Source organism: Streptococcus sp. 517s, assembly GCF_054445985.1.
The window spans coordinates 42578-59020 of the sequence record NZ_CM136847.1 but is presented as its reverse complement, the minus strand read 5'-3'; the positions used below and the strand labels follow the sequence as shown (position 1 = coordinate 59020).

Sequence of the window (16443 nt, the reverse complement as noted above, 5' to 3'; positions counted from 1 at the left end):
TATTTGTGCTATACTAAGCTCATGAAGGAAAACGTTTGCGTTTCCCGAATAAATTATAACTGTTATTCTTTAGGAGGAATACACTATGTCATCTAAATTCATGAAGAGCGCTGCTGTGCTCGGAACTGCTACTCTCGCTAGCTTGCTTTTAGTAGCTTGCGGAAGCAAATCTGCCGACAAGGCCGCTGATACTAGCTCTTCAGAAGCAAAAGAACTCACTTTCTACGTTGAAGACCAATATAAAGCCTTCGCTGAATCTGCTGCAAAAGCTTATGAAAAAGAATCTGGCGTAAAAGTTACTATCAAAACAGGGGACCAAATGGGTGGTCTTGACAACCTTTCTCTAGACAACCAATCTGGTAAAGCTGCTGACGTTATGATGGCTCCATACGACCGTGTAGGTAGCCTTGGTACTGACGGACAACTTTCAGAAGTTACTCTTAGCGACGGTGCAAAGACAGACGATAAAACAAAATCACTTGTAACTGTTGGTGGTAAAGTCTATGGTGCTCCAGCTGTTATCGAATCACTCGTTTTGTACTATAACAAAGATTTGCTTAAAGAAGCTCCTAAAACATTTGCTGATTTGGAAAACCTTGCTAAAGACAGCAAATACGCTTTCGCTGGTGAAGATGGTAAAACTACTGCCTTCCTAGCTGACTGGACAAACTTCTACTACTCATACGGACTTCTTGCTGGTAATGGCGGTTATGTATTTGGCCAAAACGGTAAAGATCCTAAAGATATCGGACTTGCAAACGAAGGTTCAATTACAGCTATCAACTATGCTAAATCTTGGTACGAAAAATGGCCTAAAGGTATGCAAGATACTGAAGGAGCTCCAAACTTAATTCAAACTCAATTTCAAGAAGGTAAAACTGCTGCTATCATCGATGGTCCTTGGAAAGCTCAAGCATTCAAAGATGCTAAAGTAAACTACGGTGTTGCGACTATCCCAACTCTTCCAAACGGTAAAAACTATGAAACATTTGGTGGTGGTAAAGCTTGGGTTATTCCAGCAAGCACTAAGAACCTTGAAGGAGCTCAAAAATTTGTAGACTTCCTTGTATCAACTGAACAACAAAAAGCGTTCTACGACGCTACAAACGAAATCCCAGCTAATACTGAAGCTCGTACTTATGCTGAAGGCAAAAAAGATGAGTTGACAACAGCCGTGATTGAACAGTTCAAGAACGCTCAACCAATGCCAAACATCTCACAAATGTCAGCTGTTTGGGACCCAGCTAAAACAATGCTCTTTGAAGCTGTAAGTGGTACGAAAGATGCGAAAACAGCTGCTAACGATGCTGTAACATTGATTAAGGACACAATCAAACAAAAATTTGGTGAATAGTTGATTTGTTCAAGGGGGGTGGAAGCAAAATCCCCCTTTGAATTTATAGATACGCTCATTATCATACGCACGTATCTTACGATCGAATCCGAGTTTTATCTCGCATCCTATGAAAGGAGTAATCATGGAAAAACAACAGCCTCGCAAAGCAGCCTTGCTGTCAATCATTCCTGGTTTAGGACAAATTTATAACAAACAAAAAGCTAAAGGATTTATTTTCCTTGGTGTTACCGTTTTATTTGTTCTGTATTTTCTAACACTTGCAAGCCCTGAATTGAGCAATTTGATCACACTTGGTGAAAAGCCCGGTCGTGATAATTCACTTTTCATGCTAATTCGTGGTGCTTTTCACTCTATCTTTGTTGTCGTTTACCTACTCTTTTATATCTTTAATATCAAGGACGCACATACGACTGCTAAACGTATCAACAATGGTATTCCTGTAGCTTATACCTTCAAGGATATGCTTAAGGGCATTTATGAGAATGGATTCCCATACCTTTTGATTATCCCATCGTATGTAGCGATGACCTTTGCGATTATCTTTCCTGTTATCGTAACCTTGATGATCGCCTTTACAAACTATGACTTCCAACACTTGCCACCAAACAAATTGTTGGACTGGGTTGGTTTAACGAACTTCACAAATATCTGGAGCTTGAGTACCTTCCGTTCTGCCTTTGGTTCTGTTCTTTCTTGGACCATTATTTGGGCCTTGGCTGCTTCTACCTTGCAGATCGTCATTGGTATCTTTACAGCAATCGTTGCCAATCAACCATTTATCAAAGGAAAACGTATCTTCGGTGTTATTTTCCTTCTTCCTTGGGCTGTCCCAGCCTTCATCACTATCTTGACATTCTCAAATATGTTTAATGATAGTGTTGGTGCTATCAATACCCAAGTCTTGCCTCTTTTGTCTAAGGTCCTTCCATTCCTAGATGGAGCTCTTATCCCTTGGAAAACAGACCCAACTTGGACTAAGATTGCCTTGATTATGATGCAGGGTTGGCTAGGATTCCCATACATCTACGTTTTGACCTTGGGTATCTTACAGTCTATTCCTAACGACCTCTACGAAGCGGCTTACATCGATGGTGCCAATGCTTGGCAAAAATTCCGCAACATCACTTTCCCTATGATCTTGGCTGTTGCAGCACCAACATTGATCAGCCAATACACCTTCAACTTTAACAACTTCTCTATCATGTATCTCTTTAATGGTGGAGGTCCTGGTACTGTCGGAGGCGGAGCCGGTTCAACTGACATCTTGATTTCATGGATTTACCGTTTGACAACAGGTACATCTCCTCAATACTCTATGGCGGCAGCTGTTACCTTGATTATCTCAATCATTGTCATCTCTATCTCTATGATCGCATTCAAGAAACTACACGCATTTGATATGGAGGACGTCTAAGATGAATAACTCAATCAAACTCAAACGTAGACTGACTCAAACCCTCACTTACGTCTACTTGATTGGTCTATCAATCGTGATTATCTATCCACTTTTGATTACCATCATGTCAGCCTTCAAGACTGGTAACGTCGCAGCCTTTAAACTCGATACCAACATCGACTTTAATTTTGATAACTTTAAAGGGCTCTTCACTGAAACCTTGTATGGCACTTGGTACCTTAATACTTTGATTATTGCCTTTATCACAATGGCTGTTCAAACAAGTATCATCGTACTTGCAGGTTACGCCTACAGTCGTTACAACTTCTTGGCTCGTAAGCAAAGTTTGGTCTTCTTCTTGATCATCCAAATGGTGCCAACCATGGCCGCTTTGACAGCCTTCTTCGTTATGGCACTTATGTTGAACGCCCTTAACCATAGCTGGTTCCTCATCTTCCTCTACGTCGGTGGAGGTATCCCGATGAACGCTTGGCTGATGAAAGGCTACTTTGATACCGTGCCAATGTCTCTTGACGAATCTGCAAAACTAGATGGTGCAGGACACTTCCGTCGCTTCTGGCAAATTGTTCTCCCTCTTGTTCGCCCAATGGTGGCTGTACAAGCCCTCTGGGCCTTCATGGGACCTTTCGGGGACTACATCCTCTCTAGTTTCTTGCTTCGTGAGAAAGAATACTTTACTGTTGCCGTCGGTCTCCAAACCTTCGTTAGCAATGTGAAAAACATGAAGATCGCCTACTTCTCAGCAGGTGCTATCCTCATCGCCCTTCCAATCTGTATTCTCTTCTTCTTCCTACAAAAGAACTTTGTTTCAGGACTTACAAGTGGTGGCGACAAGGGATAATTTATCCCCGCCACCCTTTTTCATTTTGGAGCTTGTTGCTAAAGCTACAAGATTAGACACACTTCTACAAATCTTATTGAAACCATCTTTAAATAAGGAATTGATTTGCTAGACTTGAAATAAAGCACATTTCTCTATATAATAATACTCATATAGAAAACACTCTTAGAAAGATGCCTATGCTTCCATATCCATTCTCGTATTTTACTAGTATCTGGGGATTTCGTAAGCCCCTATCAAAACGTTTCGGTCTCAACTGGTTTCAGCTTCTCTTTACGAGCATTTTCCTCATCAGTTTGTCTATGGTTCCAATTGCCATTCAAAACAGCTCACAGGAAACGTATCCACTGGATACTTTTATTGATAATGTCTACACTCCACTGACAGATGAAGCGATCATGGACTTGTCAGAGAATGCACAAATCGTTGATGGAAAGCTGAACTACTCAGGTACGAAGAATCAGCAGCCTTCTCTTTTGATTGGTCCAAGCCAAATCAAAGAATTGCCAGAGGACCTACAACTTCATTTCGATACGGAAGAACTCGTCATCAGTAAGGAGAGTAAGGAGCTGACTCGTATTCACTACCACGCGATTCAAACAGAGAGTTTCCAGACTAAGGAAAGTTTGACCCAGGCTATTTCTAAAGACTGGTACCAACAGAACCGTGTCTATATCAGCCTCTTTCTCGTCCTTGGTGCTAGCTTCCTCTTTGGATTGAATTTCTTCATTGTCTCTCTTGGAGCTAGTCTTCTCCTTTATATCACCAAAAAATCACGACTCTTTTCATTTAGGACCTTTAAAGAGTGCTACCATTTTATCTTGAACTGTTTAGGATTACCAACTCTGATTACGCTTATTTGGGGACTTTTCGGCCAAAATATGTCAACCCTTGTCACTGTACAAAACATTCTTTTTGTTCTTTATCTGGTCACCATTTTTTACAAGACACACTTCCGTGATCCAGATTATCATAAATAGGAGATTTTTATGCCCGTTACGATTAAAGACGTGGCCAAGGCAGCAGGTGTCTCACCTTCAACTGTTACCCGCGTTATTCAAAACAAATCAACGATTAGTGATGAAACTAAAAAACGAGTTCGCAAGGCGATGAAGGAGCTCAACTACCACCCCAATCTCAATGCTCGTAGCTTGGTAAGTAGCTATACTCAGGTAATCGGTCTGGTGCTCCCTGACGACTCGGATGCCTTTTACCAAAATCCTTTCTTCCCATCTGTTCTACGAGGGATCGCCCAAGTGGCATCTGAGAACCACTATGCTATTCAGATTGCAACGGGGAAAGATGCAAAAGAGCGGCTCAAAGCTATTTCTCAGATGGTCTATGGTAAGCGTGTAGATGGTTTGATTTTCCTCTATGCCCAAGAAGAGGATCCGTTGGTTAAGTTAGTAGCAGACGAACAATTTCCTTTCCTTATCTTAGGTAAATCTCTATCTCCCTTCATTCCGCTTGTCGATAATGACAATGTCCAGGCAGGTTTTGATGCGACAGAATATTTCGTCAAAAAAGGATGCAAGCGAATTGCCTTCATCGGAGGATCCAAAAAACTTTTCGTAACACAAGATCGTCTAATGGGTTATGAGTTAGCTCTTAAACAATACCAACTTCCTATTGATCCCAATCTGACCTACTTTGCGACCGAATTTCTTGAAGATAGTGGTTATCGCTTTAGTAAACTTCTCTTCGAACATGATCCAAATATTGATGCTATTATTACTATTGATAGCCTTCTTGCTGCAGGGGTCTGTGATTACATCGCAAAACACCAACTGGATGTCCCTGTCCTCAGCTTTGACTCGGTCAACCCTAAACTGAACTTGGCAGCCTATGTGGATATCAATAGCTTAGAACTCGGGCGCGTTTCCTTTGAAACCATTCTCCAGATCATCAACGATGCTAAAAACAATAAACAGATTTGTTACCGCCAGTTGATTGGACACAAAATTATCGAAAAATAAAGACCAGCCTTAGGGCTGGTCTTTTGAGTATTATTAATTGTCTGTTTCTACGAATCGTCCTAGAATGTGGACATTTTCGGATACAGAGACAAAGGCTGTCGGATCAACTTGTTTCATGATGTGTTTAAAATCATTAAACTCTGCTCGTGTGATAACTGTAATCAAGACTGCTTTTCTCTCATGATTATAGGTTCCTTCTGCATCGTGGATCATGGTTGCTCCGCGGTGCAATTTTTTATGGATTTTTGCGATTACCTTGTCAGGATTATTGGTCACAATCATGGCCTGCATGCGTTTTTGCTTGGTAAAGACAGCGTCTGTCACACGACTGGAGACAAAGATGGTAATCATGGAGTAGAGGGCGTATTTCCAACCAAAGGTCAAACCTGCTATCAGCATGATGGTTCCATTTACCAGGAAAGAAATACTACCGACATTCTTACCCGTTTTCTTCCGAATGGTCAGACTGACGATATCTGTACCACCGCTAGAAATATTGTTACGGAGTGCAAAACCAATCCCCAAGCCCATGACAACACCCCCAAAAAGGGCATTGATAATGGGATCCTCTGTCAAGGTCACAACTGGCACAAGCTGGATAAAGAGGGAACTCATGGATACTGTGATAAAGGTGAAGATTGTAAACTTATGCCCAATCTGATACCAAGCTAAAATCATCAACGGAAAATTGATAGCATAAAAGGTTAGCGATATCGGAATGTAAAAACCAAACCAGTGATGACTCAAGGCAGAGATAATCTGTGCCAGACCCGTCGCACCACTGGAGTAAACGTGTCCTGGTTGAAAAAAGAAATTGACTGCTACTGCTGACAAAAAGCCATAAACCAGAGAAGCCGAGACTTTCTCATCATATTTTTCCCGAGAGATACTTTGTAAAACTCGTAAGATTTTTATCTGATAAGCAAAGCGGCGCAGATAATAGCGCCACCGCTTAATTTGTTTTGCTTGTTTCATCTTCTTCTACTTGTAAGCTGAGTTCCTCTAGTTGTTTGAGAGCGACTGTTGATGGAGCTTGTGTCATTGGATCGGTTGCCTTATTGTTCTTAGGAAAGGCAATGACTTCACGGATATTTTCTTCTCCTGCTAAGAGCATCACAAAACGGTCAAGACCGATCGCCAAACCACCGTGTGGTGGGAAACCATAGTCCATAGCCTCAAGAAGGAAACCAAACTGGTCATTTGCTTCTTCGGCTGAGAAACCAAGAGCCTTGAACATGCGTTCTTGAAGGTCTTTTTGGTTGATACGGAGGCTACCACCTCCAAGCTCATAACCGTTCAAAACGATATCGTAGGCAATGGCACGAACCTTAGCCAAATCACCTTCTAATTCGTGAGCTGTCTCTTCCTGTGGAAGGGTAAACGGATGGTGGGCACTCATGTAACGACCTTCTTCTTCAGACCATTCAAACATTGGCCAGTCAACCACCCAAAGGAAATTGAATTGATCGTTATCAATCAAGCCAAGCTCTTTAGCAATACGTCCACGAAGGGCACCAAGTGTTGCATTAGCTACCTCAAGCGTATCCGCCACAAAGAGAACCAAATCCTTATCTCCAAGACCAAGTGCTGCAGTCAATTCTGCTTGGATACCAGTCAAGAATTTGGCAACTGGTCCATTTAATTCTCCATCAACCACCTTGACCCAAGCAAGACCTTTAGCACCGTACTGCTTAGCTACTTCGGTCATCTTATCGATATCTTTACGTGAGTAGTTATCTGCAGCTCCTTTGACCACAATGGCTTTAACAGCAGGTGCTTCTGAGAAGACTTTAAAATCAACACCCTTGACAACTTCTGTCAAGTCCTGAAGCAACATGTCAAAACGAGTATCTGGCTTGTCAGAACCATAAAGGGCCATAGCATCGTCGTACTTCATACGAGGGAATGGAAGCGTTACTTCAATCCCTTTTGTTTCCTTCATCACGCGCGCAATCAAGCCTTCTGTGATATCTTGGATCTCTTGCTCCGTAAGGAAAGACGTTTCCAAGTCGACCTGAGTAAACTCAGGCTGGCGGTCACCACGCAAGTCCTCGTCACGGAAACATTTGACGATTTGGTAGTAACGGTCAAAACCAGCATTCATCAAGAGCTGTTTCGTGATTTGTGGGCTCTGAGGAAGAGCATAGAAATGTCCTTTATTGACACGAGATGGCACCAAATAGTCACGCGCCCCTTCTGGTGTTGACTTAGAAAGGAATGGCGTCTCCACATCGATAAATTCCAACTCATCCAAGTAGTTGCGGATAGAGTGGGTCACCTTAGCACGAAGTTTGAGATTTTCCAACATCTCTGGGCGACGAAGATCAAGGTAACGGTAACGCAAACGTGTATCGTCATTGGCCTCAATCCCATCCTTAATCTCAAAAGGTGTTGTTTTGGCTGTATTCAACACTGTCAGAACTGTCACGTTCAATTCAACCGCACCAGTCGGCAATTTATCATTGGCTTGCTCACGCGCAGCGACTTGTCCAGTCACCTCAATGACAAATTCGCTACGAAGGCTTTCAGCTGTTGCCATGACCTCTGCAGATACTTTTTCAGGGTTGATAACCAACTGCATGATTCCTTCACGGTCACGAAGGTCGATAAAGATCAAACCACCAAGGTCACGACGACGGCCAACCCATCCTTTCAAGGTAATTTCTTGTCCGATATGTTCCTCACGAACACGACCAGCATACATACTACGTTTCATGTTTTCTCTCCTCTTTTATTCTGTTACTATTTTACCATAAAAGCGCAGGCTCTTCATGAAAATCAGCAGAAAAGTTTGATTGTCTTTAGAAATCAAAACGAACAGACAAAAAATCCGATGAAAACGTCATCGGATTCTCTGATTATGATTCTTAACCTTTTTTACGCTTTTCAGCAATCTCAGCTGCCTTTTTAGGTAGAACAATCTCCGTCGCATAAGCCGAAGCAAAACGCAAGACACCTGCAATAGGCGCAAAGACAACTGCTAAATAGTTGTAAAAGAAATCGCCTTTAAAGGCATAGGCAAGTGCCCCGATGATAAAGAAGAGAACGACTGCCTGTATCACTGCTAATAAAATTACTCGTTTCATGTGACCTCCTGACTCTATTATAGCATGAGTATCATCAAAAAGCCGATTAAATTATTCAAAGCGTGGAGAGAAATGCTATAAAGAAGGCCTTTTCGGTTCACATAAGCCAGTCCCAAACTCAATCCCAGACTGGCATAAACTAAAAACTGTTGCAAAGTTCCTGGAAAGTGAATCAAGGCAAAAAGCCCACTCGATACGAGGAGAAACAGAGCTATCTGTTTGCTGTTGTTCTGCTTAGGAAAGAGATAGCGCGCCAACATCCCTCTAAAGATGAGTTCTTCCGTCAGAGGAGCAAAGACCACTACCATAAAGAAACCAAAGACAGGCTGAGCTAGTGTCAATTGTGATACAGTCTGTTGATTAACCGACGGATCATCTGGCAAAAAGAACTGGGCTGTAATCGCCACTAGCAAAACCAGGGTTGGCAACCAAATATAACGATTAAAAGCTGTCGTCTGAATGCTAACCTTTTCTGTCTGATACCATCTGTAAACTCCATAAACATAGGCCCCTGACAGGGCGACATAAAGTGGTAAGACTCCAAAGATTGAAGCCCCTAGTCCAAGAGCTGACAGAGCTATGCTCTGAACCAGACCATAGCCAAAGAAAAAGGATAGAACCGCTAGAAGAAACCAGCCAAGATTTTTAAGTAAGTTCATATAGGCCTCCTATTTTCCTTTATAACTATTTTTCAATACGAAGAGACTAGCTAATCCTAGCAAAAGGGCCCATGCTAGCAAAAGACCAAGACTTCTCAAAGATAACTCTCCACCACCTGCTTTTAACAGACTTACCAATGGACCAATGAAAGAATAGTCCAACAGTTTTTGCGCAGTTGCATTTTGAACAGCAAGAGTGGGCAAGAAAGAGAAGGTCAGCATAGGAAAAATACTATACACTTGCGCCTTAGACTGAGTATCTGATACTGCACCGATAAGAATGTTAAGAAAGATAATGCTGATAGTTGCCAGAAGCAGATAGAGACCATAGGTAAGAAAGTAGTTTGTCAAATCAACTTTAAGATATAGAGGGAGAACAACCATCGAAAAAAGCACCACTAGAAGAGGAAGAGCCATCATGCTCAGAGTATACTCCGTTGCTGTCACACCACTTAGTATGAGGGATTTAAGGTTACGTTTTTCCTTATCCTCAGCCATCATAATCGATACCATATAACCACTTCCCATACTCAAGACCATCGTCAAACTCGTAGAGAGGAGAAACATAGTCAGTTCTCCACTCTTGTTTAAGAACTCATTATATAGGATAGCAATACCAAAGGGCATCAATAATGTCGCTAGTAACGTTGAATTACTAATAAGAACTTGTAACCTTAACCAAAGAAGGGCATTTAATTTTCTAAACATCTAACTTTTCTCCTGTCAATCTAATAAAGATTTCTTCTAAAGTCGGTTCACAAGAATGAACAGCTATTAGATTTGTCGTATTCAAATGGGGCAATTCTTCAAAAGGAATCACTTGCTCGCGTCCATCTTGGTAGCGTAAACGGACCTTTTTATCCACATGGTATTTCTGGATAATCTCTTGTGGGCTACCATACTCAATCAAGATTCCCTTATTTAAAAGAGAGAGGCGATCGCAAAGCAAGGTTGCTTCATTCATATCGTGGGTTGTTAAAAAGATAGTTGTCCCAGCCTGCTTCAGTTCCTGCAAGAGAGCATGAATCGATTTTGAGGTGGTAGGATCAAGACCACTTGTTGGCTCATCTAGAAAGAGGATTTTAGGGGCATTTAGAAGAGCACGAGCCAAGAACATTCGCTGTTTCATACCTGTAGATAGTTTTTCCGCGATAAGATTTTTGGCATCTGATAACCCAACTTGATCAAGCACTGTATCTACTCTAGAAGCTTTAAGACCGTATAATTTTGCATAAATGAGCAGATTTTTATAGAGGCTCATCTTTTCATAAAAGCCACTGCTATCACTAACAATCCCGATTTGTTCCAAATCATTTGAAGTCAAATTTCGAGAGGACTTTCCTAGAAGAACGGTCTCACCCTGATCTGCAGCTAACTGCCCCGTCAGAACATTGATCATAGTTGTTTTACCTGAACCTGAAGGCCCTAGGAAGCCAAAGATTTCACCTTCTTGAATCTCAAAAGAAATCTGATGCAGAGCTTTCTTGCTTCCAAAACTTTTGCTTACATTTTCAACACGAATCATAGGAACTCCTTTTACTTAAAGTAACGTTTTGTTTTGCGTAATTGTGCAAGGTTAATATAAATGTGAATAGCAACCGCTATAATTAAAGCAATCAACTGTACTTCACCTAACACCAGTGATAAAACCATCAAGAGAATATAGATAGCTGGCAAGATCGTCTGATTAATCTTGAACAAGATTAAGTAAGCTTCTTCCATTTCTGCTTGTTTTTCTCCCTCATCATAAGTATTTAGGAGTTCTAACATTTCCTTAGGGGTTGCCATGATAGAAAGTTTATAATTACGGATCAAGCTAGTCGTGTTGAAGCAGTAGCTACCCACAAAAATTACAAGTATGGTTAAGAGAAAAGGAGATAGAGATAATCTAAACTCAGGAAACATGGCAACTAAGGTGAATAACATACTAACTAGCAAAGTACTGTTAGCCACTGTACCATAATCTAAGAAACGATACATCCTAATATAGTCTTGTTCACTTTGTTCATCGTCTTCTTCTCTTTGGTAGTTATTGTAGGCTTTACGACTCATTCTGGTAAAATAAAGAGCTAAAATTGTTGAAATAACCCCAAGCCAGAAAAAGAAGGTATCCAAAACAAACAGTACTTGATCTTTAGAAATTTCTGAACGAAGATCAGCAAAGCCAGTACCGATCATTCCCAATAAAACACCTAACAGTAAACTCCCCAACAAAATTAATAAATGTTTCTTTTTCATATTCATCCTCTTTCTAAACTAAACCAATCCAACCAACCACTGACCAAGCACTTTACCTGATTCATAAATAGCTGTCAAGCCCTCTGTTCCAAGTGATACTAAAATCAAACAAACAGCAAACAAAAGAATAGCTTGGTTTCTAGCTTTTTTTGCTCCATCTCCCAAGGGTTCATTGCCAAGCCAACCTGCTAGATAGGCATAGAGAGTTACTGTTATAATCCCAATCTCTGTCGAAGAGAGAAACAGCAAGACTGTCACCAAACGAACGATATTGGCTTGAATATTAAAATAATTTCCTAAACCTGCACAGACACCAGCAAGTTCTTTGTGTTCCGTATCTACTTGAAAATCTGCTAAAAACTTTTTCATATTCATTCTCCCTTTTCGCTTGTTAGATTTTTTGATTTCTTTTCAATCCATTCAATTACTGGGATGAGAGCAAAGTAGACCCAAATAAATTGGTCACTTTGATACAGATTAAACCAGCCTAGGTCCATCCCAATCAGTAGAAACACACTGACTAATAGAGCCATGGCGACTACATAATAGATCACTTTATACATGTTCATCATTCATCCTCCTCTAAGCGAAACACCGACTCGACTGGCTCATTGAATATCTGTGAAATCTTCAAGGCAATCACAACTGAGGGTGTGTATTCATCCCTCTCTAGTAGACTAATGGTCTGTCTGGAAACCCCTGCTAGCTTGGCCAGTTCGGTCTGATTGAGACCATCGCGAGCCCGAAGCTCTTTTAGACGATTTTTTAGCATTCCTTTCTCCTTTACTCTTAACTTGCTTATATTGTAACACATCTTTTTCTTTTTGACAATTATATTTGTCAAAAAGTTTATGATTATTGTCATTTTGCAAAAGAAAAAGGTCAGGAATAAGATCCTGACCAGTTTATCTGTCATTAAAATCCTAGTTTTTCAAAGACTTGAGAGAAGTTTTGGCTGATTGTCTCAAGGGACACTTGGACTTCTTCTCGTGTTTGGTTGTTCTTGACCGTCGCTTGTCCGCTTTCGACTTCGCTCTCTCCTAGCGTGATGAGGGCCTTAGCCGCAAAGACATCGGCGGATTTGAACTGAGCTTTGAGCTTCCGGTTGAGGTAGTCACGTTCTGCTTTGAATCCTTGTTGGCGAAGAGCTTGTACCAATTCCAAAGCCTTGACATTTGCGTCTTCACCCAAGACTGCGATATAGACATCTAGGGCATTTTCGATAGGAAGAGCCACACCTTGCTTTTCAAGGATGAGAAGCAGGCGCTCTACACCAAGTCCAAAACCAAATCCAGCAGTCTCAGGGCCACCAAAGTAGGAAACCAAGCCATCGTAGCGACCTCCTGCACAGACTGTCAATTCATTGCCCTCGATTTCAGTGATGAATTCAAAAATCGTGTGGTTGTAGTAGTCCAGACCACGCACCATATTGGTATCGATGATATAGTCTACATCCAGATTTTCCAACATCTGACGCACAGCATCAAAATGAGCTTGGCTTTCTTCATCAAGGAAGTCCAAGATAGAAGGCGCATCCTCTACTGCCACCTTGTCTTCTTTTTCCTTAGAGTCCAAGACACGGAGAGGATTTTCCTCCAAACGACGCTGGCTATCCTTAGACAAGGTCTCCTTGAGCGGTGTCAAATAGTCGATCAAGGCTTGACGGTAGGCCGCACGACTCTCGGGATTTCCAAGAGTGTTGAGGTGCAATTTGACACCTTGGATACCGATTTCTTTCAAGAAATGAGCTGCCATAGCGATGGTTTCCACATCGGTAGCTGGATTGCTTGAGCCAAAACACTCAACACCAATCTGGTGGAACTGACGCAAACGACCTGCCTGTGGACGCTCATAGCGGAACATAGGGCCCATGTAGTAGAACTTACTTGGCTTTTGCACTTCTGGAGCGAAGAGTTTATTTTCCACATAGGAGCGGACAACGGGCGCAGTTCCTTCTGGACGGAGGGTAATATGGCGGTCACCCTTGTCATAGAAATCGTACATTTCCTTGGTTACGATATCCGTTGTATCTCCGACAGAGCGACTGATAACCTCGTAATGCTCAAAAATAGGCGTGCGCACTTCCGCATAGTTATAGCGCTTGAAAATTTCACGGGCAAAGCCCTCAACATACTGCCACTTTGCAGACTCAGCAGGTAAAATATCCTGCGTTCCTTTTGGTTTTTGTAATTTCATAGGGAATCCTCTTTAAACTTAATAGTCTTATTTTACCATAAATAAAGGGATTAAAACAGTGAGAGGAGAAAATCTCAAGAGAGTCTTTTCAGAAAATTCATCAAAAACTTGCTAAATTGTCAGAATTATGAGAAAATAGAGGATATTTATCACGTGGAGGGACTGTTATGAGAGACGATATCAAAATCAATGACCGCGCTTTGGCCTTACAAGACCAAATTATCGATAAACTAGAGAAGGTTTTTGATACAGATGTGGAATTGGATGTTTACAATCTAGGATTGATTTATGAAATCAATCTGGATGAAACAGGTCTCTGCAAGATTGTCATGACTTTCACCGACACTGCCTGCGATTGCGCCGAAAGCCTGCCTATCGAAATCGTCGCAGGTCTGAAACAAATCGAGGGTATCGAAGATGTCAAGGTTGAAGTTACCTGGTCGCCTGCCTGGAAGATCACACGAATCAGTCGCTACGGCCGTATTGCTCTTGGACTGCCACCTCGTTAAGCAGGCAAATCACTTTTGAAGATGAAAATAAGCAAGCCGAAGTTGGCTTGCTTTTTGAGTTTATTTTTTACCTGACTTGTCCATATTCCAGAAGTCTGTTACGGCTCCGCGTGAAGCAGATGATACGATGTGGGCATATTTACCGAGGACACCACGGCTGTAAAGAGGTGGCAAGGTTGTTTCTGCCTTGCGTTTTTCAAGTTCAGCTTCGGATACGGCCATGGAAATTTCTTTGGTATCTTGGTCAACCGTAACGATATCGCCTGTACGGAGGTAGGCAATCGGTCCACCATCCTGAGCTTCAGGAGCAATATGTCCGACAACGAGACCATAAGTACCGCCAGAGAAGCGTCCGTCTGTCAAGAGGGCAACCTTGTCTCCTTGACCTTTACCTACGATCATGGATGAAAGGGACAGCATCTCAGGCATACCAGGACCACCCTTAGGTCCAACGAAACGAACAACGACAACATCGCCATCAACGATTTCATCTGTCAGAACTGCCTGGATAGCATCTTCTTCTGAGTCAAAGACCTTAGCTGGTCCAACGTGACGACGCACTTTAACACCTGATACTTTAGCAACCGCACCATCAGGGGCAAGGTTCCCATTCAAGATGATAAGCGGACCGTCTGCACGTTTTGGATTTTCAAGTGGCATGATGACTTTTTGACCTGGTGTAAGGTCTGCAAAGTCAGCCAAGTTCTCAGCGACGGTCTTACCGGTACATGTGATACGGTCGCCATGAAGGAAACCATTTGCCAAGAGGTATTTCATAACCGCTGGGACACCACCGACTTCGTAGAGATCTTGGAAGACATACTGACCAGAAGGTTTCAAGTCGGCCAAGTGAGGCACACGTTCTTGGATCGTATTGAAGTCCTCAAGTGATAAGTCAACATTAGCCGCATGGGCAATGGCAAGCAAGTGAAGAGTGGCATTTGTAGAACCACCGAGAGCCATAGTTACTGTGATGGCATCTTCAAAGGCTTCACGAGTCAAGATATCTGATGGTTTGAGACCAAGCTCCAACATCTTAACGACAGCACGTCCTGCTGCTTCGATATCTTCTTTCTTGTCAGCTGATTCAGCTGGGTGAGATGAAGATCCTGGCAAACTCATCCCTAGAACTTCGATAGCTGTCGCCATGGTATTAGCTGTATACATACCTCCACAACCACCAGGTCCAGGGCAGGCATTACATTCAAGACGTTTTACGTCCTCAGCTGTCATGTCACCGTGGTTCCATTTCCCGATTCCTTCAAAGACAGAAACCAAGTCGATGTCTTTACCATCTAACTTTCCGGGTGCAATGGTGCCACCATAGGCGAAAATAGCTGGAATATCCATATTAGCAATGGCGATCATGGAACCAGGCATGTTCTTGTCACAACCACCGATGGCTACAAAGGCATCTACGTTGTGGCCCCCCATAGCAGCTTCGATAGAATCCGCAATAATATCACGAGATGTTAGAGAGAAGCGCATACCAGGCGTTCCCATGGCAATCCCGTCCGCTACGGTAATCGTTCCAAACTGAACAGGCCAAGCACCTGCAGATTTAACACCTTCTTTCGCCAATTTCCCGAAATCATGCAAGTGGATGTTACATGGTGTATTTTCCGCCCAAGTCGAAATCACTCCCACAATCGGTGTTTCAAAGTCCTTATCTGTCATACCAGTCGCACGAAGCATAGCACGGTTTGGTGATTTAACCATGCTGTCATAAATGCTACTGCGGTGACGTTTATCTAATTCAGTCATCTTATCCCTCCCGTTTCAGTTTTTACTATTATAGCACATTTTAAAGGCAATGAACAGAAGAAAAATCTTGAATTTTCAGAAAATTCCGATCAACAACTTCTAATTTTTTCATCTTTTTTTGTCAAGTAACTTTACTTTACAAAAAAGTTTTGATATACTATTAAAGTTGATGAAAATCAAACCTAACTGAATTATATCTTAAAAGGAGAAAACAAAATGGCAGTACCTGCACGTCGCACTTCAAAAGCGAAGAAAAACAAACGTCGTACACACTACAAAGTAACAGCTCCATCTGTAAACTTTGACGAAACTACTGGAGATTACTCACGTTCTCACCGTGTATCACTTAAAGGATACTACAAAGGACGTAAAATCGCTAAAGCTGCATCAGCTGAATAAT

19 protein-coding genes are annotated in these 16443 nt (G+C 42.0%); 7 read left to right on the top strand and 12 right to left on the bottom strand.

All coding sequences use genetic code 11. The features are described from left to right. Window positions 1-85: 85 nt before the first annotated feature. The 5 genes from ACVX3R_RS00325 to ACVX3R_RS00305 all read left to right on the top strand — a co-directional run bounded on the left by ACVX3R_RS00325 (window position 86) and on the right by ACVX3R_RS00305 (window position 5591). A complete protein-coding gene (locus tag ACVX3R_RS00325) occupies window positions 86-1354 on the top strand; it encodes an extracellular solute-binding protein (protein WP_084911283.1) in 1269 nt (422 codons plus the stop codon). A 124-nt stretch (window positions 1355-1478) separates the two neighbouring features. Then, on the top strand, window positions 1479-2771 hold the full coding sequence (locus tag ACVX3R_RS00320; protein WP_458795064.1) for a sugar ABC transporter permease: 1293 nt from the start codon (window positions 1479-1481) through the stop codon (window positions 2769-2771). A gap of 1 nt (window position 2772) precedes the next feature. Continuing rightward, window positions 2773-3615: a sugar ABC transporter permease gene (locus ACVX3R_RS00315; RefSeq protein WP_458795063.1), complete on the top strand. Its 843-nt coding sequence runs from the start codon at window positions 2773-2775 to the stop codon at window positions 3613-3615. Window positions 3616-3794: 179 nt separating this feature from the next. After that, window positions 3795-4595 (top strand): DUF1189 domain-containing protein, encoded by an 801-nt coding sequence (locus tag ACVX3R_RS00310; RefSeq protein WP_458795062.1) that lies wholly within the window; start codon window positions 3795-3797, stop codon window positions 4593-4595. 9 nt (window positions 4596-4604) lie between these two features. Continuing rightward, a complete protein-coding gene (locus tag ACVX3R_RS00305) occupies window positions 4605-5591 on the top strand; it encodes a LacI family DNA-binding transcriptional regulator (RefSeq protein ID WP_458795061.1) in 987 nt (328 codons plus the stop codon). A 33-nt stretch (window positions 5592-5624) separates the two neighbouring features. Here ACVX3R_RS00305 and ACVX3R_RS00300 read toward each other — a convergent pair whose 3' ends face one another. The 11 genes from ACVX3R_RS00300 to hisS form a co-directional block, all read right to left on the bottom strand. Beyond that, window positions 5625-6566, bottom strand: a complete 942-nt coding sequence (locus ACVX3R_RS00300; protein ID WP_458795060.1) for a YitT family protein — start codon at window positions 6564-6566, stop codon at window positions 5625-5627. Continuing rightward, a complete protein-coding gene (gene aspS / locus ACVX3R_RS00295) occupies window positions 6544-8307 on the bottom strand; it encodes an aspartate--tRNA ligase (protein WP_458795059.1) in 1764 nt (587 codons plus the stop codon). Before aspS ends, ACVX3R_RS00300 begins: the two co-directional genes overlap by 23 nt. Window positions 8308-8458: 151 nt before the next feature. After that, on the bottom strand, window positions 8459-8677 hold the full coding sequence (locus ACVX3R_RS00290) for a hypothetical protein (protein ID WP_000832176.1): 219 nt from the start codon (window positions 8675-8677) through the stop codon (window positions 8459-8461). A 17-nt stretch (window positions 8678-8694) separates the two neighbouring features. Then, window positions 8695-9336, bottom strand: coding sequence for a lysostaphin resistance A-like protein (locus ACVX3R_RS00285; RefSeq protein ID WP_458795058.1), 642 nt, complete (start codon window positions 9334-9336; stop codon window positions 8695-8697). Between the two features lie 9 nt (window positions 9337-9345). After that, window positions 9346-10044 (bottom strand): ABC transporter permease, encoded by a 699-nt coding sequence (locus ACVX3R_RS00280; protein WP_458795057.1) that lies wholly within the window; start codon window positions 10042-10044, stop codon window positions 9346-9348. After that, a complete protein-coding gene (locus ACVX3R_RS00275; RefSeq protein ID WP_458795056.1) occupies window positions 10037-10861 on the bottom strand; it encodes an ABC transporter ATP-binding protein in 825 nt (274 codons plus the stop codon). The genes ACVX3R_RS00280 and ACVX3R_RS00275 overlap by 8 nt, the downstream gene beginning before the upstream one ends. Before the next feature lie 11 nt (window positions 10862-10872). Further along, window positions 10873-11574, bottom strand: coding sequence for a DUF3169 family protein (locus ACVX3R_RS00270; protein WP_458795055.1), 702 nt, complete (start codon window positions 11572-11574; stop codon window positions 10873-10875). An 18-nt stretch (window positions 11575-11592) separates the two neighbouring features. Next, entirely contained in the window at window positions 11593-11943 is a 351-nt protein-coding gene (locus ACVX3R_RS00265; RefSeq protein WP_458795054.1) for a PspC domain-containing protein, read from the bottom strand. A 2-nt stretch (window positions 11944-11945) separates the two neighbouring features. Next, entirely contained in the window at window positions 11946-12143 is a 198-nt protein-coding gene (locus ACVX3R_RS00260; protein ID WP_458795693.1) for a hypothetical protein, read from the bottom strand. Then, on the bottom strand, window positions 12143-12346 hold the full coding sequence (locus ACVX3R_RS00255) for a helix-turn-helix transcriptional regulator (RefSeq protein WP_268722955.1): 204 nt from the start codon (window positions 12344-12346) through the stop codon (window positions 12143-12145). The genes ACVX3R_RS00260 and ACVX3R_RS00255 overlap by 1 nt, the downstream gene beginning before the upstream one ends. Before the next feature lie 143 nt (window positions 12347-12489). Beyond that, the gene (hisS, locus tag ACVX3R_RS00250) at window positions 12490-13770 is read right to left on the bottom strand and encodes a histidine--tRNA ligase (RefSeq protein WP_458795053.1); all 1281 of its coding nucleotides are present in this window, start codon (window positions 13768-13770) and stop codon (window positions 12490-12492) included. A gap of 167 nt (window positions 13771-13937) precedes the next feature. On the opposite strand from hisS, the gene ACVX3R_RS00245 reads away from it, so the two are divergent. Further along, on the top strand, window positions 13938-14279 hold the full coding sequence (locus tag ACVX3R_RS00245; RefSeq protein ID WP_001204050.1) for a metal-sulfur cluster assembly factor: 342 nt from the start codon (window positions 13938-13940) through the stop codon (window positions 14277-14279). 60 nt (window positions 14280-14339) lie between these two features. Here ACVX3R_RS00245 and ilvD read toward each other — a convergent pair whose 3' ends face one another. Beyond that, a complete protein-coding gene (ilvD, locus tag ACVX3R_RS00240; protein ID WP_458795052.1) occupies window positions 14340-16043 on the bottom strand; it encodes a dihydroxy-acid dehydratase in 1704 nt (567 codons plus the stop codon). 216 nt (window positions 16044-16259) lie between these two features. Here ilvD and rpmF point away from each other — a divergent pair, with 216 nt between their 5' ends. Beyond that, window positions 16260-16442: a 50S ribosomal protein L32 gene (gene rpmF / locus ACVX3R_RS00235; RefSeq protein WP_000290417.1), complete on the top strand. Its 183-nt coding sequence runs from the start codon at window positions 16260-16262 to the stop codon at window positions 16440-16442. Window position 16443 lies beyond the last annotated feature (1 nt).